Annotated in this window: 19 protein-coding genes; 8 read left to right on the top strand and 11 right to left on the bottom strand. The window is 49.2% G+C overall.

Going from position 1 to position 19,743, the window contains the following annotated elements:
- Positions 1 to 252: 252 nt before the first annotated feature.
- The gene (csaB, locus tag ACN4EG_RS03305) at positions 253 to 1,347 is read right to left on the bottom strand and encodes a polysaccharide pyruvyl transferase CsaB (protein WP_431627750.1); all 1,095 of its coding nucleotides are present in this window, start codon (positions 1,345 to 1,347) and stop codon (positions 253 to 255) included.
- 83 nt (positions 1,348 to 1,430) lie between these two features.
- On the opposite strand from csaB, the gene ACN4EG_RS03300 reads away from it, so the two are divergent.
- The 3 genes from ACN4EG_RS03300 to tsaB all read left to right on the top strand — a co-directional run bounded on the left by ACN4EG_RS03300 (position 1,431) and on the right by tsaB (position 3,001).
- Complete coding sequence (locus ACN4EG_RS03300) at positions 1,431 to 1,733, top strand: DUF2499 domain-containing protein (protein ID WP_431627749.1); 303 nt, start codon at positions 1,431 to 1,433, stop codon at positions 1,731 to 1,733.
- A gap of 153 nt (positions 1,734 to 1,886) precedes the next feature.
- The gene (locus ACN4EG_RS03295; RefSeq protein ID WP_431627748.1) at positions 1,887 to 2,192 is read left to right on the top strand and encodes a DUF3593 domain-containing protein; all 306 of its coding nucleotides are present in this window, start codon (positions 1,887 to 1,889) and stop codon (positions 2,190 to 2,192) included.
- A 107-nt stretch (positions 2,193 to 2,299) separates the two neighbouring features.
- Positions 2,300 to 3,001, top strand: a complete 702-nt coding sequence (gene tsaB / locus ACN4EG_RS03290; RefSeq protein ID WP_431627747.1) for a tRNA (adenosine(37)-N6)-threonylcarbamoyltransferase complex dimerization subunit type 1 TsaB — start codon at positions 2,300 to 2,302, stop codon at positions 2,999 to 3,001.
- 146 nt (positions 3,002 to 3,147) lie between these two features.
- On the opposite strand, the gene ACN4EG_RS03285 is transcribed toward tsaB, so the two are convergent.
- From ACN4EG_RS03285 to thyX, 6 genes are all read right to left on the bottom strand, one after another.
- Positions 3,148 to 3,558, bottom strand: a complete 411-nt coding sequence (locus ACN4EG_RS03285; protein WP_431627746.1) for a hypothetical protein — start codon at positions 3,556 to 3,558, stop codon at positions 3,148 to 3,150.
- A 688-nt stretch (positions 3,559 to 4,246) separates the two neighbouring features.
- A complete protein-coding gene (locus tag ACN4EG_RS03280; protein WP_431627745.1) occupies positions 4,247 to 6,511 on the bottom strand; it encodes a PBP1A family penicillin-binding protein in 2,265 nt (754 codons plus the stop codon).
- 224 nt (positions 6,512 to 6,735) lie between these two features.
- The gene (locus ACN4EG_RS03275; RefSeq protein ID WP_431627743.1) at positions 6,736 to 7,149 is read right to left on the bottom strand and encodes a phage holin family protein; all 414 of its coding nucleotides are present in this window, start codon (positions 7,147 to 7,149) and stop codon (positions 6,736 to 6,738) included.
- Positions 7,150 to 7,332: 183 nt separating this feature from the next.
- Positions 7,333 to 8,079, bottom strand: a complete 747-nt coding sequence (locus tag ACN4EG_RS03270; protein WP_431627742.1) for an ExbD/TolR family protein — start codon at positions 8,077 to 8,079, stop codon at positions 7,333 to 7,335.
- Positions 8,080 to 8,085: 6 nt separating this feature from the next.
- Positions 8,086 to 8,817 (bottom strand): MotA/TolQ/ExbB proton channel family protein, encoded by a 732-nt coding sequence (locus tag ACN4EG_RS03265; RefSeq protein WP_431627741.1) that lies wholly within the window; start codon positions 8,815 to 8,817, stop codon positions 8,086 to 8,088.
- 161 nt (positions 8,818 to 8,978) lie between these two features.
- Positions 8,979 to 9,707 (bottom strand): FAD-dependent thymidylate synthase, encoded by a 729-nt coding sequence (gene thyX, locus ACN4EG_RS03260; RefSeq protein WP_431627740.1) that lies wholly within the window; start codon positions 9,705 to 9,707, stop codon positions 8,979 to 8,981.
- A gap of 237 nt (positions 9,708 to 9,944) precedes the next feature.
- Between thyX and ACN4EG_RS03255 the strand changes: the two genes are divergently transcribed.
- Both ACN4EG_RS03255 and ACN4EG_RS03250 read left to right on the top strand, forming a co-directional pair.
- On the top strand, positions 9,945 to 10,829 hold the full coding sequence (locus ACN4EG_RS03255) for a tetratricopeptide repeat protein (protein ID WP_431627739.1): 885 nt from the start codon (positions 9,945 to 9,947) through the stop codon (positions 10,827 to 10,829).
- 78 nt (positions 10,830 to 10,907) lie between these two features.
- Positions 10,908 to 11,519 (top strand): YdcF family protein, encoded by a 612-nt coding sequence (locus tag ACN4EG_RS03250; RefSeq protein ID WP_431627737.1) that lies wholly within the window; start codon positions 10,908 to 10,910, stop codon positions 11,517 to 11,519.
- Between the two features lie 39 nt (positions 11,520 to 11,558).
- Here the strand turns inward: ACN4EG_RS03250 and ACN4EG_RS03245 are convergent, their stop codons facing one another.
- The 3 genes from ACN4EG_RS03245 to efp all read right to left on the bottom strand — a co-directional run bounded on the left by ACN4EG_RS03245 (position 11,559) and on the right by efp (position 13,282).
- Positions 11,559 to 11,921: an ArsR/SmtB family transcription factor gene (locus ACN4EG_RS03245; RefSeq protein WP_431627736.1), complete on the bottom strand. Its 363-nt coding sequence runs from the start codon at positions 11,919 to 11,921 to the stop codon at positions 11,559 to 11,561.
- Between the two features lie 215 nt (positions 11,922 to 12,136).
- The gene (accB, locus tag ACN4EG_RS03240) at positions 12,137 to 12,628 is read right to left on the bottom strand and encodes an acetyl-CoA carboxylase biotin carboxyl carrier protein (protein ID WP_431627735.1); all 492 of its coding nucleotides are present in this window, start codon (positions 12,626 to 12,628) and stop codon (positions 12,137 to 12,139) included.
- 93 nt (positions 12,629 to 12,721) lie between these two features.
- Positions 12,722 to 13,282: an elongation factor P gene (gene efp, locus ACN4EG_RS03235; RefSeq protein WP_190571491.1), complete on the bottom strand. Its 561-nt coding sequence runs from the start codon at positions 13,280 to 13,282 to the stop codon at positions 12,722 to 12,724.
- Positions 13,283 to 13,541: 259 nt separating this feature from the next.
- Between efp and ACN4EG_RS03230 the strand changes: the two genes are divergently transcribed.
- Both ACN4EG_RS03230 and thiL read left to right on the top strand, forming a co-directional pair.
- Positions 13,542 to 14,630 (top strand): peptidylprolyl isomerase, encoded by a 1,089-nt coding sequence (locus ACN4EG_RS03230; protein WP_431627734.1) that lies wholly within the window; start codon positions 13,542 to 13,544, stop codon positions 14,628 to 14,630.
- Positions 14,631 to 14,833: 203 nt separating this feature from the next.
- Positions 14,834 to 15,862, top strand: a complete 1,029-nt coding sequence (gene thiL / locus ACN4EG_RS03225; protein WP_431627733.1) for a thiamine-phosphate kinase — start codon at positions 14,834 to 14,836, stop codon at positions 15,860 to 15,862.
- A 171-nt stretch (positions 15,863 to 16,033) separates the two neighbouring features.
- Here thiL and ACN4EG_RS03220 read toward each other — a convergent pair whose 3' ends face one another.
- Positions 16,034 to 17,044 carry a type I glyceraldehyde-3-phosphate dehydrogenase gene (locus tag ACN4EG_RS03220; RefSeq protein ID WP_431627732.1) on the bottom strand — a complete coding sequence of 337 codons (1,011 nt, stop codon included), beginning with the start codon at positions 17,042 to 17,044 and terminating at the stop codon, positions 16,034 to 16,036.
- A gap of 1,121 nt (positions 17,045 to 18,165) precedes the next feature.
- On the opposite strand from ACN4EG_RS03220, the gene murC reads away from it, so the two are divergent.
- Complete coding sequence (gene murC, locus ACN4EG_RS03215) at positions 18,166 to 19,656, top strand: UDP-N-acetylmuramate--L-alanine ligase (RefSeq protein WP_431627731.1); 1,491 nt, start codon at positions 18,166 to 18,168, stop codon at positions 19,654 to 19,656.
- Positions 19,657 to 19,743: the final 87 nt, after the last annotated feature.

Raw genomic sequence — 19,743 nt, 5'->3', positions numbered from 1 at the left:
GATCTTGCGGATTACCATGATCTCATTAATCACTTCGATCGCCTGAGGATTTCACGGAGATCAAATGAAAAATATAGATCAGGAAAACGCTATTTTCGACTATTGATCAAAGTTCCAAGGAATCTTGCAAGCAATCCTGGGGATTGCCGAGAGCAGATGCCCAAACCATGACCTATAACGGGTAGAGGATAAAGTACCCAGATAATTCAAAAAAGCGACAAACTCCTCAAAAAATTTTTAGATTGTTGCAAACTAGCGCATTACTTGACACAAAATTTCACGATGGGCGATCGCTTGTTGAATCAGATCAGCACGATGGGATTGAGCAGTCCAGTGCTTAGATTGCAAGAGTTCCAGCCATCCCTGGACTAAGAGTTCAGCTTGGCAAGAAAAATTGGTCAGCTCCTGTCCCGGTAGTTGCAAGACTTGCATAACCTGCGACACTTTGGGATCGTAGCTGAGGGCATAGCAGCGGCAATTCTCTGCTGCGGCCATAATGACGGCATGGAGGCGCATGGCGATCGTCAGATCCACCTGCTGGAAAATCCCTTTAACCTGTTGTGGATCCTCGATTAAAACAATCGGACTGCCGGGAAACTGCGATTGTAGCCGTTGGGCCAAGTCCCAATCGAGGCTGTGTTGAAAGGGCAAAAAGATGAAAGAGGCGCGAGTTTTTTCTTGAAACTGTTGCAATGCCTGAATGAGGGTCTCTAGGCAGGCTTCAGTCAGCGTTGCATGTTGGCGCAAATTGACTGCGACCCAAGGGCGCGGCAACCCTTGAGTCAGTCGATCGAAGCTGGGGGACTGGCGGGGGGTCATGGCCCAAACTGGATCCGGCGCGAGGGTGTGGGGAATCTGCCAGCGGGAGAGCAACCCTGCGGAACCCCGATCTCTGACACTGACGGCGGTGCACCGTTTCAGCACATGACGGGTCATCCAACGGTTGTAGGACTGGTGGAGGGGGCCAATCCCCTGGGCCCAAGCGATCGTTTTCAGGCCCATTAGTTGCGCCAGTTTCATCAGTCCGGCGTAGTAGAGGGGGCTGATGGTACTGCTGGTGTCCTGCATGAGACTGCCGCCCCCCCAGATGAAATAGCGAGCGCCCTGATAGGCTTTGAGGATTTCTCCTAGCTTCCAGCGATCGTAGGCTTCGACCCCGTAACGATCGTAGGTTTGGTGCGGATCTTTAGATAGCACTATGGGAGTAATGTGTTCCGGCAGCATTTGTAGCAGGGACACCAGCAGAGCTTCGTCTCCGGCGTTACCCATGCCATAGTATCCACAGAGCACAGCGCGGGCAGGGGTGGCAGAGGAGGGAGTTGTTGATTGTAAATTGGAGTCAGTCACGGGTGCGCCAGAATGAAAAATCGCGATGGTGAAGGAATTAGCGTAACTTATACTTCAGTACCCGTCTTTCAAAGTAATTGCCCATGAACGCCTTGTCCATTCCTACTTGGATTATTCATGTCTCTAGCGTCATTGAATGGATTGCTGCCATTTGGCTGGTGTGGCGATATGCCGAAGTGATGGGCTACCCTGCGTGGAAAACTTTATCCTGGGGAATGTTACCCGCTCTGATCAGTGCAATGTGTGCTTGTACCTGGCACTTTTTTGATAACTTACCTGAGTTGGCTTGGTTGGTGACGCTACAGGCCGCAACGACGGCGATCGGTAACTTTACGATGATGGCGGCGGCTTGGTGGATTTGGCGAAACGCTAAACTGAACGCCTAATTCCTTACGGCTGAATTTCTACCGTGAATTCTTCACTGCTTGGGGATTGGCTAAGCAATAATATCTCTGATTGATCCCCCTCCCCACGCATCTCCCCATCCACTTGAGTTGTATTGGTACGCCGTTCCCTTAACCTTACGTCAGGTTACCGCTATGTCAAAGGAATCATTATTTGCCATTTCTCTCTTTCCCTATTTAGGGTTTCTGTGGTTTTTGACCCGTTCCCGCCAAACACCTAAAATGGCGCTGATTGGTTTCTATTTACTGCTTGTCTTTGTTGTTGTTACGATTCCTGCTGGCATTTATGCAAAGGTTGCCTATGGTCAAGAGCTGGCTAATGTGGATTGGCTCCATGGCAGTGCAGAATCGTTTTTGACGCTGTCTAATATTTTTGTTGTCCTAGGCTTTCAGCAAGCATTACAGAAAGCTAAAACAGCCAATAAAACAGATCATTCCTAGGGCGATTTCATCAAAACTTCCAAAAATGATTTTGCATTCGCCTGAGTTAATGATTGGTGCCTGCGTCAAGCGTTATCCCAATTTTGAAGCTTTCCCCCATTTCCCCCGTGAATAATTCTGCAAATTCCCAATCTCAGCCTGTTTCTCAAAAAAGCTATGGTTTGGCTATTCATACCAGTAGTCCCACCCTGGGGTTTGCGATCGCGTCTGTCCACGATCGTCAATCCATGCGCTGTCAAAGTTGGGATTTAGGGCGTGAGGTTTCTAGCCTCTTGCATCAATATTTGGCGGATTTTATAGCTCCACAAACTTGGTCAGATTTGGCTTTTATTGCGGTTGCTAAAGGCCCAGGTGGCTTTACGGGGACTCGGTTAGGGGTAGTTGCTGCTCGCACCCTGGCACAGCAATTAAATATTCCTCTGTTTGGGATTTCTAGTCTGGCTGCGATCGCTTGGGCAAACGGTATTCCTACAGAGCCGATCGCGGTGCAAATGCCCGCCCAGCGTGGGGAGTTACATACTGGAATTTTTCAATGGAGCAGTGAGCAACCTGAGGAAACCCTAGACAAGAATTTTACAAAAGCACTCAAATTAACCGTTGTGCAAACTGAAAGCGTTTGTCAGCCTGAGGTGTGGGAGAAAACGTTACGAGCATCGCCGGGTAATTACTGTGTGATCGAAGCCCCGACGGCTCAAGGACAGTATGCATCTGCGGTCTTAGAACTTGCACAACAGATGTGGTCCCAAGGACTGCGGCCCCATTGGTCAGAAACCTTACCTATTTACGGTCAGCATCCCGTCGATCGATAGTTAGCGATAGTTAGAAGGTTGGATCTATCGATAGTTAGCGATAGTTAGAAGGTTGGATCTACAGAGATCTAAATATCTAAATGATGTAGACCCGTAATTATCCAGACCTATAGCCAAGGTCTGTCATGAGTCATTCAGGTCAGTCACTAGGTAAACCCAGTGGATTTCCCTGAACTATGTAAGCCTTGAGTTTCCACGAACAAAGCGCCTTCGACAGAGAGGATAGCTTCTACTAATGATGGAAAGGATTGAACGACAGCACTGTCGGGCAAAGTTCCCATAAGAATAACGACTCGACCCCGTTGAGAAATGCGTAAGTTTTGCACGAGCTCGATGCCAAACAATTCCTGTAATCGTAGAAAAACTCGTTTTGCTAAACCGTTATGGTCGTATTGACCATCAATCCCAATGCGCTCTGGTGGAATGGCCGTTAAGGTGAGATCCGATTGCAGATGCAGAGTCGATATCGATCGACGAACTGACTTCTCATGCTCGATCGAAGCATAAGTAATCTCTAGTGATGAAGAGTCTTGCACCCATGAATTTGTAGAATTCATTAGATTTTATGGAGCGATATTATTAGCCAAGGGTTCATTAGAACTTCATTAAAACTTTTCCAACATCAGCATACAATCTCCCTCAAGATAGAAGCCTAAAGGTTAGATTTTTTATTTATTTTTGTATATTTTGAAAATTATTTTTGGGAAACTTGTTAAACAGCATTTATCTGCGGGAGAAGTCCAAGATGCAGATCGAAAAGTTGCAATTATTTCGGAGAAATAGCCTTTCAGGATTAAATTTTTGTCAATAACTTTTCGTTTTTTTGTTCCAGTCTTCACGAACTCTATCGCTAATCTTTCGTCTGTCTTTAAATTTAGATTTGGGGTCTAGATATCTCGCTCTCAGCAATTTTTTGATTGAAATGTTTGCTTGAGATATGTGTTGTCCAGTTGGACTTAACCTGAGCTTAAAAGATCGGCAAAGCCTAACAGATTTACAGAGTGCATCCCAGTTTTGCAAATTTGCCCTCATCCCCCAACCCCTTCTCCTATTTTGGGAGAAGGGGAGCCAGATTCAAAATTCAAAGTCCCTCTCCCGCACTGGGAGAGGGATTTAGGGTGAGGGTTGCAAAAGTGGGATGCGCCCGATTTACGATTTACAAGACTTCAAAGATTTACAAGATCTAAAAGATTTACAAGACTTCAAAAGTCAGCAGAGTTTAGGGTCAAGGACTGGAATTAAGGGTTAGAATGCCTTCCTCATATATTCGCCCCATAGCTGTGCTGCTTGGGCGCTACTGCCACCCGTAGGCGTGTTATCGTCATTCCCCAACCAAATCCCAGTCACCACTTTGCTGCTAGGGACATAGCCAATAAACCAGAGGTCTACGTTATCGTTCGTTGTGCCCGTTTTACCCGCTTCTCCCCGACCGATCGCTGCTGCACGACCGGTTCCACTTCGTACCACGCCTTGCAGCAGCGTAGTCATGGTGTCAGCGACCTCCGGAGCCACCACTTGGGTGGGTGCTTCCTGTTGGGCTTCGTAGACCACTCGGCAGGTGGCTAAGTTGTTGCGATCGGTGCAGTCGCCACTGTCCAAAATCCGAGTAATGGTGCGGGGTCTGGTCTTTAGCCCTTGGTTTGCCAAAACCCCAAAGGCGGAGGTCATCTCTAACACCGTGGTTTCACTTTGACCGAGCACCAATCCCGGCACTGGATTGAGCTTAGATGTAATTCCCATTTTGTGAGCAGTTTGCACCACTTGATCCAGTCCGACTTCCTGAGCAACCCGCAACGCTACAGCATTGTCTGATTTTGAAACAGCGGCAAATAAATCTTCGCTGCCGCCACCACAGCCGGCAAAACTTTGTCCATCCCAATTCAGCGGTGCACAGGAAAAGGTCTGGTAGGGTTGAATTCCTTTTTCCAGTCCGGCGGTATAGGCAAAGATTTTAAAAGTGGAACCGGGCTGCCGTTGGGCTTGGGTCGCTCGGTTGAACTGGCTTTCTTGGTAATTGGTACCGCCCACTAGAGCCATCACTTCGCCAGTAGCCGCATTCAGGGTGACGATCGCCCCCTGGGAATAACCCGCTGCGGCCCCTCGATCGGCCACGGCATTGGCTAGGGATTGTTCAGCAGCCTTTTGCATTTGAGGATCCAGCGCAGTTTGAATAACAAAGTTACCCTCCTGCGCCACGTTCTCCCCCAGCAGGTCACCCAATTCCCTTAAAACCTGACTGTAATAATAGGGAGCCATTGTATTAGCTAGGGTCTCCTTGGCTTTGGGGCTGAGTTCAATGCGCGATCGCCGTGCCTTAGTGGCTTCCTCTTGGCTAACCATGCCCTGTTCTGCCATGCGAGTCAGCACGCGGTTACGGTATTCCACCGCCGATTGATAATCTTTGACAGGATTAAATGCATTGGGCGCAGGGAGAATACCCGCCAAGGTTGCCGCTTCATTCAGATCTAAATCCTTCGCGGTTTTGCCAAAGTAGAACTGGGCTGCATCTTCAAAACCATAGTTTCCAAAGCCGAGATAGACCCGACTCAGGTAAATCCGCATCAGCTCATCTTTGCTGTAGGCGGTTTCCAGCTTGAGGGCTACCATGGCTTCCTTGAACTTGCGCCCCGTGGAGTCTTCGCTGCCGACATAGTCCCGTAGCAGATTCCGAGCCAATTGCTGCGTCAGGGTACTGGCTCCTTCGCGAATGCCGCCACTTTTCACGTTGGTCACGATCGCCCGCAGTGTGCCGATCGGATCGACGCCAATATGCCAATAGAAGCGCGAGTCCTCCGAGGCCATGACTGCCTTGGGTAAATAGCGCGAGACCTGGGACATCGATTTGACATCCTGGTGGCTGGTATTGGGCGGAATGGGGGTTAAGGGGGTGACGCCATCGCGGGCATAGACGATCGTGGGGCCCGTGACCGAGTTCGGTAAGGGATAAACCGAAAATTGTGACCAGCTAATGGCGATCGTGCCTGCAATTAAAGCGGATACCCCAGCTAGGCCATACAGCCCGTAGCGAATGGCTCGTAGGTACCAAGCGGGGGGATCGTAGTATTGAATGCGGACAGCCCCTTCCAGATCCGTTGGCCCCAGGGTAAACAGATCGTTGTGGTACAGCGTGACAGAGCGTAACCGCTTTTTGCCGCGATAAATGCCGTTGGTCGAGTTTTCATCCCGAATCACAAACCGTTGGCGACCGGGAATAATGCCTAAAATTTTGCGAGGTTGCCGATCGCGGTTAATCGAAGCGTGCACCTGACTAACGACAGGATTGCGCACCACAATGTCGCACTGTTGGGAACTCCGTCCCATGAGATAGCGTTCTCCTAGCAGAGGATAGACCTGTGCCTGGGTTTCTCCACTCCCTTGAATCCGTAATTCGGGCACTTTGGCATTGGCCTGGAGCCGAATTTTGGAAAAGCGCACCCGCGTAGGAACGGTCTGCAAGAGTTGAGTCAGCCGGGTGACGGGGTTCTTTTTAGGCGGTTGGGGTGAACTCATGGGCAGTACTAGAACTGTAGTAATCGGGCGATGGGGGCACCAAAATTTTTGTAGATTGATGATTGAGATTGAGGAATAGCTACAAAAATAGCAGGAACACTTCCGGTGAGGTTTCCGAGTGTCCCTGCATCATTCTAGTCAACCGATCTCACGACAACACGGCGATCGTTCAGGATTTCCGTAAATGTTTGCCATTCTAGGGCGGTCTTGGGTGGGTTTTTCAATTAACCCAAGGTATGGCTCAAAAAGATGGGTAATAAGATTGCCGCTCCTTTGGGTAAGGTAATCAGGCCAACGGTAATCAAGATTTTGCGCAGAATGGAATAGACGATCGTCAGAGCAATGGAACCGAGGATAGCGCTAATAATTCCATTACGCAGACGAAAGCCTTCGATTAACCAAGCGGCTAAACCAAAAATGATGATGTTAATGATCAGGGAAACCGGCGAGAAGATAATGGTGAAGTTCAAAAGATTTTCTAAGGGCTGAGAAAGCGCATTGAGAATTCCAAACACCACGGCTGCGGCCAAGGCTTTTTCCGGGCTATCGATCTCAACCCCGATCGGTAGTTTTGAAATGAGGTAGAAGCTGATCGCCATAACAACGATCGTGATCAAGATTGTAATTAGCCAACCCATATACTGAGTCTCCTAACAGGTAAATGTCTTTAAAAACTGGAATATTCTTAGAATCAAGGCATTTGTCGCTAAGTCGATTTTTTTTCCAGTTAAATTCAGGATTTACCCCGTTTCCCCAGAGGAAAAGGCCAAAAGTCAACGGTTTTACTTAATAAACCTCAATCCAATCAATTGCTCATCCCATCAATTGCTAACTGGGGGGGGTGCTCCATTGGTTGGACTCACGGGGGATCCAATCGCAGGTGAATTAGGCACTACTCCAGGTAAACCCGTATTGGGATCGATCGAGGGTGTGGAAGTATTGGGAAACAGTAAACTGCCGGGTTGTCCACTCGGTGGAGTTCCAGGCTGGAGTCCGGGCTGAATTCCAGGTTGGATGCCAGGTTGGATGCCAGGTTGGATACCGGGCTGCACACCGGGCTGCACACCGGGCTGCAATAACGGATCCGTTACGCCATTGGGGAAGGGATTGACCGAAGGAAAGGGAGTTGGGTTTGTTAAGCCAGGGGTGACAGAGGGCGAGGTGATGGGGGTCGTCGTTGCGAGGGCCACCCGATCGCCACCGACCGATCGCAAAGTATCCAGCACTTGGATCACATTGTCATAGAAGGCATTAGGGGATGCATTCAGCACCAAGATGCCATTGGGATTTTTCTCCCGGTAGGCTTTCAGCATTTGCTCCAACTGAGATCGATCGATCTGCATTTTGTCTACATAGAGCACGCCGTCTTGGGTAAGGGTGACGACTAATTTCTCTAGGGGCTGAACGGTACTGGTCTTAGACTGGGGCAGATTGAGATTAATGCCCTGGGGCCGTTGGAATTGCAGCACTGCCAGGATAAAAAACGTGAGAATACAAAAAATCACGTCAATTAGCGGCAGGATTTGCACCTGGGCCTCATCGGTGGGGGAGTCTAGGTTAATTTTCATCGGGTACTATCCCTCTAGGCTAGAAATCTCATTCGACAACTCTTCGGAGATTACGATCGGCGCGACGGTTTCCCCGCGAGGCACCCCAACCCCAGCGGCTGGCTCCCCTTGTCGTTCATATTGCCACTTCTGTCGATAGAGCAGTTCTAGCTCATTTCCCGATCGGCGAAACACTTTCGCTTGGTTAAAGATCAAGCCCTGAAACACGCGATAGAAACCCAGCGCCACCAGCGCCACAATCAAACCCGTCGCCGTACTAATCAAAGACGAGCCAATTCCACCGACTGCATCCTTAGAGGCTTCGGTGCCCAAAGCTGTGACCGTCACCGAGTACAACGTTTGGATTAATCCCAATACCGTTCCCAGCAATCCTAGTAACGGAGCCATGGCAATGACAGCTTCGAGAATTTTGTTACCCCGTTGCATCCCGGCAATTTCTTCATCAGCGGCGGATTCCAGCGCTAGACGGAAAAGTTCTGGATCCGGATTTTGCAGCCTCAAAGCAGCATAGAGAAAGCGACCGATCGGTTGGTCGTAGGCTTGGCGGGCAATTTCGCTCGATACGTTCCAGTCCCGACGGGCAGTATCGAGAATTCGGTTGACGACTTCCCGCTCCTGTTTCAGTACCGTGAACCAAAAGCGAATCCGCTCAAAAATTGCAGTTACGGCTAAAACAGATAGCAACAACAAGGGAATCATGGTTGGGCCACCCTTGTTGAAAATATCGACTAAGTTCATCGTCATTCCTCTCCCACCGTTTTTGCCACCGATGATTTTGCCATCGATTTTGTCTAGAGCATTTTACCGACTGAAATTGCCGATCGCGCATTGATATTGATCACCCATCCACTCCCTTGCCCTCTTGCGATTGTAGTGGGATTTCTGTAGATGCGATTCCCTTAGGGAGATAGTCTGGCTTTGCCCCAGCGGTTTTTGTGATACCACTCCGCGATCGCAGGGGCCCAAGCTTCAAAATGGGGCCAAATTAGCTCACAAAGTTGAATAATCTCCAATTGCGCGTCATTCTTTGCCCGTAAATCTAAAAAGTGCATCAAACTACGGCAGTTAAAGCTAACCACAAAATGCTGCCGAATTGCGTAGGGGATCAGATCCCGCGCATGTTCCTCGGCATAGCCTTCGACTCGAATTTTCTGGGCGTAGTGCTGGGCGAGTTTCTCACACCAGTCCCGATCGGCCTGTCGAGCCGTAGCAGTGTACTCATATTTTGCACCCTGGCGATCGGTGTAGAACCCGACGGGGCGTAGGTAAAACACTTCTTCCAGCTCCCGCCTGCCATCAACCACATCGAGAATGCGTTGCCCAGTGTATCGTCCTGACTGCACATCGAAGCTGACGGAAACGCGGTGGGTTCTCGCCTGCTGCATAACGCTATGAGGAAACCAACCACAATTCAGCACGATTTGGGGATGCTCGATCGGCCCAAAGTGCCCTCGGTTACCTGCCAGCAGATTACGAATGACGACTTCTCCGGCTTTGGGCTCATCGGGGAAGCGATCTCGCTCATCCCAAACAAACCCCTCGGCATAATCTTGGTGCATCGCCGCATAGATTGTCCGTTGCGGCTGGGGAGTTTGGGAGAGAACTTCAACTTTAAAGTAAGGATCCATAGAGGCAATTGGAAGCAGCGATTGGAAGAAAACAAGTCCCTCCCAGTACAGAGGGAAGGTTTTATACTGGACTGAAGTCCCCAAAGCTTAATAGCATAGATCAAATTTTCTGCAAGTGATGCACCAAAAAATTTTCGAATTGGCTGCCCTAAGGCCGCCTTGATCGATTAAGCTAACGGTGTCAGATTGCAGAACCTTCCCTAAAGTCTCCTGTTAAACTCAACCTGTTAAACCACTGTGTATAAACGGATTGCGCTTCTCTTTACCATCCTGTTGCTGAACTCCGGCATTGCTAAGCGACCTGCGATCGCCTACCTTGTGCCCCATTTGCCTAATTTGGACGATCGGCAACTGGAACGCGAAGGGAACGACCTGTTGGGAGAATCAATCCAACTGGCACAGTTACAGCAGTTTGACTTGGCGATTACTCGCGCTAAATTAGCAACTCAATTGATTCCTAAAAATCCAGATGCTTGGTCAGTGCTGGGTGGGTTATATCTGGCAGACAACAAGACGGATTTAAGCATTGCGGCATTGCAGAAGGCAAAAGCGTTAGAGCCTAAAGAGTCAGCTATTTGGTTCCGCTTAGGCAATGCCTATTTCCAAAAGAAAGACTATCCCAAGGCGATCGAATCGCTACAATCGGGGCTTGCGATCAAGCCCAATGTTCCCGGAGCGCTGTTTGATCTGGGGAATGCGTATTTAATGTCTGGTAAAAAGACAGATGCGATCGCCACTTATGAAAAAGCCTATGCTCAGGACAAGAAGTTCTGGTATCCCCTCAACAACATTGGACTGATCAAGTACGAGACCGGAGACATCAACGAAGCGATTCGGCTCTGGAAAATTTCTGTCGCTGCTGCAACGGATAGCAATGGCGCAGAACCCAAGCTTGCCCTCGCTGTGGCCACCTATCAAAAGGGTGATAAAGAACAAGGCATTAAGTTGGGTGAGGCGGCCATCAAGTTGGATAACCGTTATGGCAATATTGATTTCCTTAAGGAAAATCTTTGGGGTGATCGGTTGATTGCTGATACTCAAGCATTTCTGGAACTTCCTCGTATGAAAGCGGCTTTATCTCAGGGGCGATCGGCCCAAGCAGAGGAAAAATCTCCTCGCTAATCCTGGAGGTGTAGAATTTCCAGGGGAATCCTTGGGAAATTTCTAGCGTCATTACGCAAAATTCATAGCGAGTAAGTCATGGGTGGACGGGGCTCATTGGTGTTCAATCGGCGGCAGCTACAGCGGCGCGCTGCTAAGCGGGCCAAGCTGAGGTTCCCTTGGTGGGTTTTGTTTCTGCCCATTCTGGTAGGGCTGGGGTATCGTCAAGTTCAGATCTGGTTTACCCAACCTCAAGCAGTCTTGGTGTTGGGCGGCGAGCCAAGTCGGGAGAAATTTGCGGCCAAATTCGCCCAGGAACATCCTCAACTTCCCATTTGGATCTCTTCTGGTGCACCTCGGGAATATGCGGAGTGGGTCTTTGGGGATGCTGGTGTCAACCTCGATCGGGTGCATTTAGACTATCGAGCGGTGGATACCTTGACCAATTTCACCACCCTTGCCGATGAACTACAAGCCAAAGGCATTCGAAACATTTATTTAGTAACCTCGGATTACCACATGCGCCGCGCCAGCTTGATTGGTGAAATTGTGTTGGGGAGTCGAGGGATTATCTTCCATCCAGTGAAGATTGAGTCTGTGCCGCCCAAGCCAGAAGAGTCAATGGCAAAGACGATTCGGGATGGGGGGCGTGCTGTGTTGTGGGTGACCACAGGCTATACGGGAGCAGATCTCAAGGCTACGAACAAGTAGGTCAGCAACTTACTGACTCAGTGACGAATCAGGAGATTGCTAGGGGCCGTTAGGTTTACTGGCAAGGCTGAAGGATCGGAAATGCTGAGCCTGCTGTTCGATGCGGGTAGCAATGCGATCGCAGACGAGATTACACAACTCGAAAATCAACTCATCCGCCACACTGTAATAGGCTAGGGTTCCTTGGCTGCGCCGAGTCAAAATTCCCGCTTGCAGCATCACCTTGAGGTGCTTAGAGACATTGGCTTGGCTGGTTTCAGTTGCTTCGACCAAATCCTGCACACATTTCTCGCCATCACGCAGTAAATTTAAAATTCGCAAGCGCATCGGTTCGCCTAACACACTAAAGTAGTCAGCGACCTGTTGAACAACTTCCTGGGGGACAGATGCTACTGGTTCCATAGGGACGACAAGAAAACCAAATAACGAAGTAGCAATGATCCCCACATCTTATGCTGATATTTCGTCGTATAGCAATAGAGTTATCAAAGCAATCTAAAACTAGGGCGCGATCGCCAGCTTGGGATGATGGGTCGCTTGCGATTAGCTAGGAAGTTATCAAGAATTTTCGAAGAAAAAATCCTTGATAACCATTTTGATAACAATAAAGCTATTTCTTAAGCAGGGTTGATTCGCATAAGCACTTGACCAAACTCTACTGGCTGAGCGTTTTGCACTAGAATTTCGACGACTTCACCCGAAATCTCAGCTTCGATTTCATTCATCAACTTCATTGCTTCAATGATGCAGACAGTCTGGCCGGAGCGTATCCGATCGCCGATTTCGACAAAGGGATGTTCATCGGGGCCAGGGGCACGGTAGAAGGTTCCAACCATTGGCGACTTAATCTCGATCCACCGTTGGTCTGCGGTGTGGGGCGGAGCCGCAGGGGTGACTGGGGGAGCAACAGCAGCGGGCATGGCCGTATCAACAGCGATCACAGGTTGATGTAAAACGGGAACCTCAACCCGTGCTACAGGCATGGCTTCGGCTGCTGTGCCCCGCCGCACAGTGAGTTCAAACTCCTCACTCTTTAACGTCAACTCCGCGATGTCCGTTTGATTTAAGGCTAGGAGTAAATCACGAAGGTCGTTGAAGTTCAGTGCCACGGCTTAATCTTGCTCCCTCAAATAAACATCCCAATAGCTCCCGATCGGGAAACTATCCGTCCTCAATTGTGATGATAATGATGCGATGACCTACTAGTTCTCACGACCTAGATACTTATCATCACGGGTATCAACCCGAATCTTTTCGCCCACGGAGATAAACAACGGCACCATCACCGTCGCTCCTGTTTCGACCTTGGCGGGTTTCGTTCCACCCGTTGCCGTATCGCCTTTGACGCCGGGGTCTGCTTCAATCACTTCTAGAACAACGGAGTTAGGCAGTTCTACTTCCATGACTTTGTCGCCCCATTTGACGACATCCACTTCCATGCCTTCTTTGAGATACTTCACCCGATCGCCGATTTGTGCTGCGGTCAAGCGACCTTCGTCGTAGGTCTCCATATCCATAAAGACGTATTCATCGCCGTCCTTATAGGTATGCTGCATGGTACTTTTTTCCAGTGTGGCCTGTGGTACCGTTTCTCCAGCGCGGAAAGTTCGTTCAACCACACCCCCGGTTTGAACGTTTTTCAGCTTAGTTCGAACAAAAGCGGCACCTTTGCCAGGTTTGACATGGAGAAACTCAACGACGCGCCAGACCGCACCATCAAGCTCAATGCTGACACCGGGGCGAAAATCATTACTGGAGATCATGGGTAACTAAATACATTCAGCAAAACATTCGGCAACTTATTGTACCGTTGCGCGTGACGTTCTGTATGTGACTTTTCTTATGCAGGGATTTTCTAGGAAGAAATGGACTTGAAGACTGGGAATGCAGTGAAAATCAACAAAACGAGCAGTCGCGATCGCTCTTCATTCCTCGATCAGGGTTCAATTTGCTCGGTTTGAGGAATCCCCACTGTGGCACAATCAACACAAGGATTGAAATCGCGCGATCGATGAGCTAATTATGTCTTTTTGGAATCGTTTTAAGCGTCAGACTGTGGTTCTGGCACTGGCTTGCTTAGCCTGGAGTTGTTGGTTATCCAGCGTCCAAGCACTGCCCCAAGGGAATGCGATTACGGATCCAAAAGCATTGCTGCGTTATGCACTTCCCATTGAAAGTCCCGAGGTGCGGAAGCTGCAAGCAGCGATCGAGGATGTTTCCCAGCAATTGCGAGCTAATCGACGTTGGGGGGCTGTAGTCGCAGATCTGAACCGAGCAGAGCGCGTAGTGGCGAATAAACAGGCGGTCTTGCTCAGTTCAGTACCCGACGATCGTAAGCCCCAAGCCGAAGCGTTGCTAGGGGAAATTCAGGCGGAGATTGGTCAAATGCAAACCGGGCTAGAGGCCAAGGATCGGCAGGCGACATTGGATCAACGCGCGAGTTTGCTCGATAAAATTGGCCGTCTAGAAGAGTTGATGGTGCAGAGCTATCCCTTTGAGGTGCCTGAAGACTATAGTCATCTGCCTCAGTTGAAGGGACGGGCAACGGTTGTAATTAAAACGACCCAAGGGGATGTAACGGCGGTTGTTGATGGCTACAGTGCACCCGTGACGGCGGGAAATTTTGTGGATCTGGTGCAGCGCGGGTTCTATAACAACCTGCCGTTTACCCGATCGGAGGATTTCTATATCCTGCAGGTTGGGGATCCCGAAGGCCCAGAAGTTGGGTTTGTTGATCCCAAAACCAAGCAATATCGTGCCATTCCCCTAGAAGTTCTTGCTAAGGGCGATAAGGAACCGACCTATGGAATTACCTTAGAAGACGCAGGTCGCCCCTTGGATCAGCCGGTGTTACCCTTTTCGGCCTATGGCGCGATGGCACTGGCTCGATCGGATGAAGATCCTAACGGTGGCTCTTCCCAGTTCTTCTTCTTCCTATTTGAGCCCGAACTCACGCCAGCGGGGATTAACTTATTGGATGGTCGCTATGCCATTTTTGGCTATGTGGTTGAAGGCAATGATATTCTGCGGACATTGAAGGCAGGCACCGATAAAATCCTCTCTGCCAAGGTCGTCAGCGGTGCAGAAAATTTGGTGCAACCCAAAGCTTAGAAAACCACTAAGATTTTGATTCGTTATTTTTTAAGCTAGGCTGGATAAGTCAATCTTATCCAGCTTTTTGATGGGTAAGGGAACAGCGCATCAATAAAATCCCAATTGGGTAGGGGTAGGAGCGTAAAAGGGTAGGAGGGTAGGGGAATGAAGAGGGGATATTATTTCTTTGCAAATCCCTAATCGTAACGAGCCGTGTGACCATGAGTTTTGCTGCCACCGCGATGGATAAAAGATCTGGGGAAAAATTGGTCAGTGACCTTGGAGAACAGGGATTACTGCTCATGATTCAGCAATTCTGTCCGATCGGAGTTATTGGGGATGATGCAGCGGTGATTCCCCGACCCGATCGGGATTCCCTAGTGATTACAACAGATGTGTTAGTGGATGGGGTGCACTTTAGTGATTGCACCACGCCGCCCCATAGTGTCGGGTGGCGAGCTGTGGCCGCAAATCTTTCGGATTTGGCAGCCATGGGGGCAAGACCAATCGGGCTTACGGTGGGTCTTGGATTACCACCACAGACCTCTGTTGCTTGGGTAGAAGCGCTCTACCAAGGGATGGCAGACTGCTTGCGAACCTTTGGGGGAGAGATTATTGGCGGTGATTTGGTGCGATCGTCCGTGCGAACCATCTCGATCACCGCATTTGGTGAATTAGATCAAGTCCATGCCATCCGTCGAGATCAGGCACAACCCGGAGATGCGATCGTGATAACGGGGTACCATGGCTTATCCCGTGCTGGATTGGAATTATTGCTGAGTACCAATATCCAAGGGACTGGTTCCCCAGCTTCAGATTGGCGCGAACTTTCTGAGACCGATCGACGAACCTTGATCCGAGCCCATCAATACCCTATTCCGCAATTAGCCATTGGCCAGCAAGCCGCCCAGCGCGATCGAGTGGCGGGGATGGATTCCAGTGATGGGCTAGCTGATGCGATCGTTCAAATTTGTCGGGCCAGTGGAGTGGGGGCTCGAATTGATTCCCTTCCCATTTATCCTGCACTGCAAGACCATCCCCAATCTATTGACTGGGCGCTTTATGGTGGAGAGGATTTTGAATTAGTCCTGTGTCTTTCACCTGAGAATGTGACCCAACTGCTTGACTGTGCTTCCTCTACAGCACAAGTGATTGGTCAAGTCATCGCAGATCCAACCCAACTTGTTGTGGAGGTTGCAGGAACAATGCGATCGATGGGTTCGGTGGCAGGATTTCAACATTTCAAATGAACCATAAACAACAAACCATAAACAACAAAGGTGAATTCCCTAAGAATCCACCTTTACTTGCAGCTATTTACAGTTATCTAACAAAGAACCCTGTTTCAACTAAAAACGATCGATCAGAATTTTGCTATGTCTGAGCGTTGACTGATCAACCTACTTCCACTGGGTAGAAATCTACTTCCACTTGGTGGCAACGACTTCTGCTAGATCCACCACCCGTTGGCTGTAACCCCACTCGTTGTCATACCAAGCAACGACTTTAATCATGTCGCCACCCATTACGAGGGTCAATGCAGAGTCAACGATCGAAGACTCATCGGTTCCAGCGTGGTCAGAAGAGACCAGAGGCTCGTCGCAGTACTTGATGATGCCCTTCATTGCGCCTTCAGAAGCTGCTTTCAGAACACTATTGACCTCTTCCGCGATCGTGCTCTTTTCAATTTGAGCCACTAAGTCAACCACGGATACGTTGGGGGTAGGAACCCGCAGTGCAATCCCGTTCAGCTTACCTGCCATTGCCGGATAGACCAAAGCTACTGCCTTGGCGGCCCCGGTTGAAGTGGGAACGATGTTGATCGCAGCAGCCCGTGCCCGACGCAAATCCCGGTGGCTAGCATCTAGGATCCGTTGATCCCCAGTGTAGCTGTGGGTCGTCGTCATGGTGCCTTTGATGATCCCGAAGTTCTCATGCAGCACTTTGACGATCGGAGCCAAGCAGTTAGTGGTGCAGCTCGCGTTACTGATGACTTGGCAACGATCGTGGTCGTAATCACCTTCGTTGACGCCAACCACAAAGGTGCCATCATCGTTCTTACCAGGAGCGGTAATCAGTACTTTTTTGGCACCTGCTTTAACGTGCTTCAAAGCACCTTCTTTGCTGGTGAACACCCCAGTGGACTCGATCACCAAATCCACTTCCCAATCCTTCCAGGGCAAGTTTTCAGGGTTGCGATCGGAGTAGCACTTAATAACGTTGCCATTTACGGTGATGGTGCTGTCATCTGCGCTGACTTCACCCTTGAACCGACCCAACATGGAGTCATATTTAATCAAGTGGGCATTCGTCCGGGGATCGGAGGTATCGTTTAGACCCACGATTTGAAAGTTGCTACTTTGCCGACCTGCCCAGCACCGTAAAAAGTTACGTCCAATGCGTCCAAAGCCGTTGATCGCGACTCTAATCACAGCGTCTTGCCCTCTGTTAGTAAATACCTATTGACGGAATCAATCATATCCTAAAAGGCTGACCGATTCTTAGCGAGTCTTAGGGATTTCCTAAGGGCTTAAATCATGGGTAACTTTTCGCTCAAGTCCTTGAATAGAGGTGCTTAGGCCATCCTGGGAAAGTTGAAAAATAATCAGGAAGCTGAATTTTAAGTAATTAATAGTCACTATGATTGACTATTAAAGGATTAGGAATACTTATTTTTTAGAGGGGCTCGAAAGTTTGGTGGGATCTTGCTAGGGGATCTTTAAGTCTAGGGTGTGAGTCTTTCAAACTTCTTTAAATCTGAGGAATGATGAGAATCCAACAGATGGTAACTCTGGATCTAGGGCACTACTAACGTTGCTATATGCCTAAGTTGCGATCGCTTTAATACTAATACAATGCCACTTTTACAATGCCACTTTTGACAGCATTTGACAGCATCTACGTCACACTGAACGTTGCAACGGACATCGACAATTTACTGATGATCTGCCAGTTTATGAAGTCTATGGGATGGACTCAAATATATCTAATGAGATCTCCGATATAAACGCCTTGAGACTGTGATGAGTTGCGGTGATGAGGGACTTGGATCGGGCTAGGTTGAAGATTGAGCTGCAATGGATTGTGATGGGTTAGGTAGCGGTGAGATCGCAATTTTGATGCGGCTAGTATCGGGGATGGAGTACAGCAGAAAGGGTAGCAGACTTCTCCCGCTCTGGGAGAGGAGTTTAGGGTGAGGGGGCAAATGTGGGATGTGCCCTAGGGAAAGGTAATTAATGCGCTTAATCTTTTGTCCGGACGTTTCTCAATCATTCAGAGAGATTTAAATTCTCAAGAAGAAATTCTAAAGATTGGGTTCTTGGGATTGAGCGTATCAATAAATACTTTGCTCAAATCAGAAAGACCGCTTAAAATTCCTTGTCAAGTCTTCAAAGATTTAACGGACTATCTAGCGAAATTGCTAAGCGAAATTACGCAAATTGGATTCAATAAATCTCTGTCTAAGGTGTATGGAGATTGTATGTTCCGAAAAAGCAATTCTTGCTATGATAGCGCGTGTTATTCGGTGTGGTGTTCGGTGTGAGGAGCTAAAATGCTGAATTCGATCGATTTCAGCGGAAGACCGTTTCATTTCATCGGAATTGGCGGAATTGGAATGTCGGCAATTGCCCACGTTCTTGTCCACCGCAAGCTGCCAGTTTCCGGATCTGACCTTCGGTTGACCCATATTACGGAGCGTCTCCGGGCAGAAGGGGCTCATATTTTTTTAGAACAAAGTGCCGCAAATCTGGAATTTTTCCGATCGCGTCAACCTGCTGCCATTGGAGTGACTGCTGGAAATACAGATGACCCTGTAGCGGGGGTTATTTCCCCCAATCTCTTACCCCAGGTCGTTTGTTCGACCGCGATCCACCCTGAAAATCCAGAGTATCAAGCAGCACGGGCCCTGGGATGTCCAATTCTCCATCGCTCTGATGTCTTAGCAGGCTTGATGCAACAATATCAGGGGATCGCCGTTGCTGGAACCCATGGTAAAACGACCACCAGTAGCTTGCTGGGCTACCTTCTCCTTAAAACAGGACTGGATCCAACGATCGTCGTTGGTGGAGAAGTGCTAGCGTGGGATGGCAATGCAAGGGCAGGGCAAGGTGAGTACCTCGTTGCTGAAGCCGATGAATCTGACGGCTCCTTAGTCAAGTTTAACGCGCGCATCGGCATCATCACTAATATTGAATTAGATCACCCCGATCACTACAGCGACTTAGAGCAAGTGATTGATACCTTCGAAACCTTTGCGAGTCACTGTGAAACGATCGTGGGGTCGATCGATTGTCCGACGGTCTACAATCGCATCCAACCAGCAATAACCTATAGTCTGGATCCGCAAAAGGGGGCGACCTATACTGTTCAAAATGTGGTGTACCACGCCACTGGAACCATCGCCCAGGTCTACGAACACGGGAAGCACCTCGGTGAGATCCAGTTAAAGATTCTTGGAACCCATAACTTAAGCAATGCCCTAGCTGCTTTGGCAGTGGGGCGTTTGTTGGGTTTGGACTTTGCGGCGATCGCAACGGCGCTATCGACCTTTGAAGGAGCCCGTCGTCGGTTTGAATGGTGCGGGGAAGCCAATCAAATCCGGTTTATTGACGACTACGCCCACCATCCTAGTGAAATTCAAGTCACGCTATCTGCAGCCCGACTTCAAGTGAGTGAGCAAGGCCCGTTTCGTCGGTTAGTGGCGGTTTTTCAACCCCATCGCTATAGCCGCATGCTGGCCTTTTTACCGGAATTTTCCCAATCCTTTGTGGATGCAGATGTAGTCATCATTAGCGACGTTTACAGTGCGGGTGAAGCCAATCCCGGTAATATCACAGGGGAACAATTGGCGGATCGAATCGCTGAAAACCATGCCGCAGCCGTGCACTACCAGCCTTCTCTCCCGCAAATCAGCGAATTTCTAAATCATCACCTCCGTCCTGGAGATTTAGTCGTCTTTCTGGGTGCTGGAAACCTCAATCAGACTATTCCTGGGGCGCTCGCCTATCAACGGGAACAAGCCGAAACCAGTTCGCATACTTGATGGATGTGATTTTCCACCTGACGTGAGGGAATATTTTTACTCGACGTTGGGATGGCGACTCTAGGGATTTTTCCAAGGGATTTGTCC

It is taken from the genome of Alkalinema pantanalense CENA528, from assembly GCF_050753345.1.
Lineage (GTDB): Bacteria > Cyanobacteriota > Cyanobacteriia > Leptolyngbyales > Leptolyngbyaceae > Alkalinema > Alkalinema pantanalense.
Note: the sequence above shows the minus strand (reverse complement) of the source record. Positions and strands in the feature narration are given on the sequence as shown.

Bases quoted from the DNA above. Each gene is read 5' to 3' on its own strand.
- ACN4EG_RS03300 (WP_431627749.1), top strand. From the start codon at position 1,431: ATGAACGCCTTGTCCATTCCTACTTGGATTATTCATGTCTCTAGCGTC.
- ACN4EG_RS03295 (WP_431627748.1), top strand. From the start codon at position 1,887: ATGTCAAAGGAATCATTATTTGCCATTTCTCTCTTTCCCTATTTAGGG.
- ACN4EG_RS03285 (WP_431627746.1), bottom strand. From the start codon at position 3,558: ATGAATTCTACAAATTCATGGGTGCAAGACTCTTCATCACTAGAGATT.
- ACN4EG_RS03280 (WP_431627745.1), bottom strand. From the start codon at position 6,511: ATGAGTTCACCCCAACCGCCTAAAAAGAACCCCGTCACCCGGCTGACT.
- ACN4EG_RS03275 (WP_431627743.1), bottom strand. From the start codon at position 7,149: ATGGGTTGGCTAATTACAATCTTGATCACGATCGTTGTTATGGCGATC.
- ACN4EG_RS03270 (WP_431627742.1), bottom strand. From the start codon at position 8,079: ATGAAAATTAACCTAGACTCCCCCACCGATGAGGCCCAGGTGCAAATC.
- ACN4EG_RS03265 (WP_431627741.1), bottom strand. From the start codon at position 8,817: ATGAACTTAGTCGATATTTTCAACAAGGGTGGCCCAACCATGATTCCC.
- thyX (WP_431627740.1), bottom strand. From the start codon at position 9,707: ATGGATCCTTACTTTAAAGTTGAAGTTCTCTCCCAAACTCCCCAGCCG.
- ACN4EG_RS03250 (WP_431627737.1), top strand. From the start codon at position 10,908: ATGGGTGGACGGGGCTCATTGGTGTTCAATCGGCGGCAGCTACAGCGG.
- ACN4EG_RS03245 (WP_431627736.1), bottom strand. From the start codon at position 11,921: ATGGAACCAGTAGCATCTGTCCCCCAGGAAGTTGTTCAACAGGTCGCT.
- efp (WP_190571491.1), bottom strand. From the start codon at position 13,282: ATGATCTCCAGTAATGATTTTCGCCCCGGTGTCAGCATTGAGCTTGAT.
- ACN4EG_RS03230 (WP_431627734.1), top strand. From the start codon at position 13,542: ATGTCTTTTTGGAATCGTTTTAAGCGTCAGACTGTGGTTCTGGCACTG.
- thiL (WP_431627733.1), top strand. From the start codon at position 14,834: ATGAGTTTTGCTGCCACCGCGATGGATAAAAGATCTGGGGAAAAATTG.
- murC (WP_431627731.1), top strand. From the start codon at position 18,166: ATGCTGAATTCGATCGATTTCAGCGGAAGACCGTTTCATTTCATCGGA.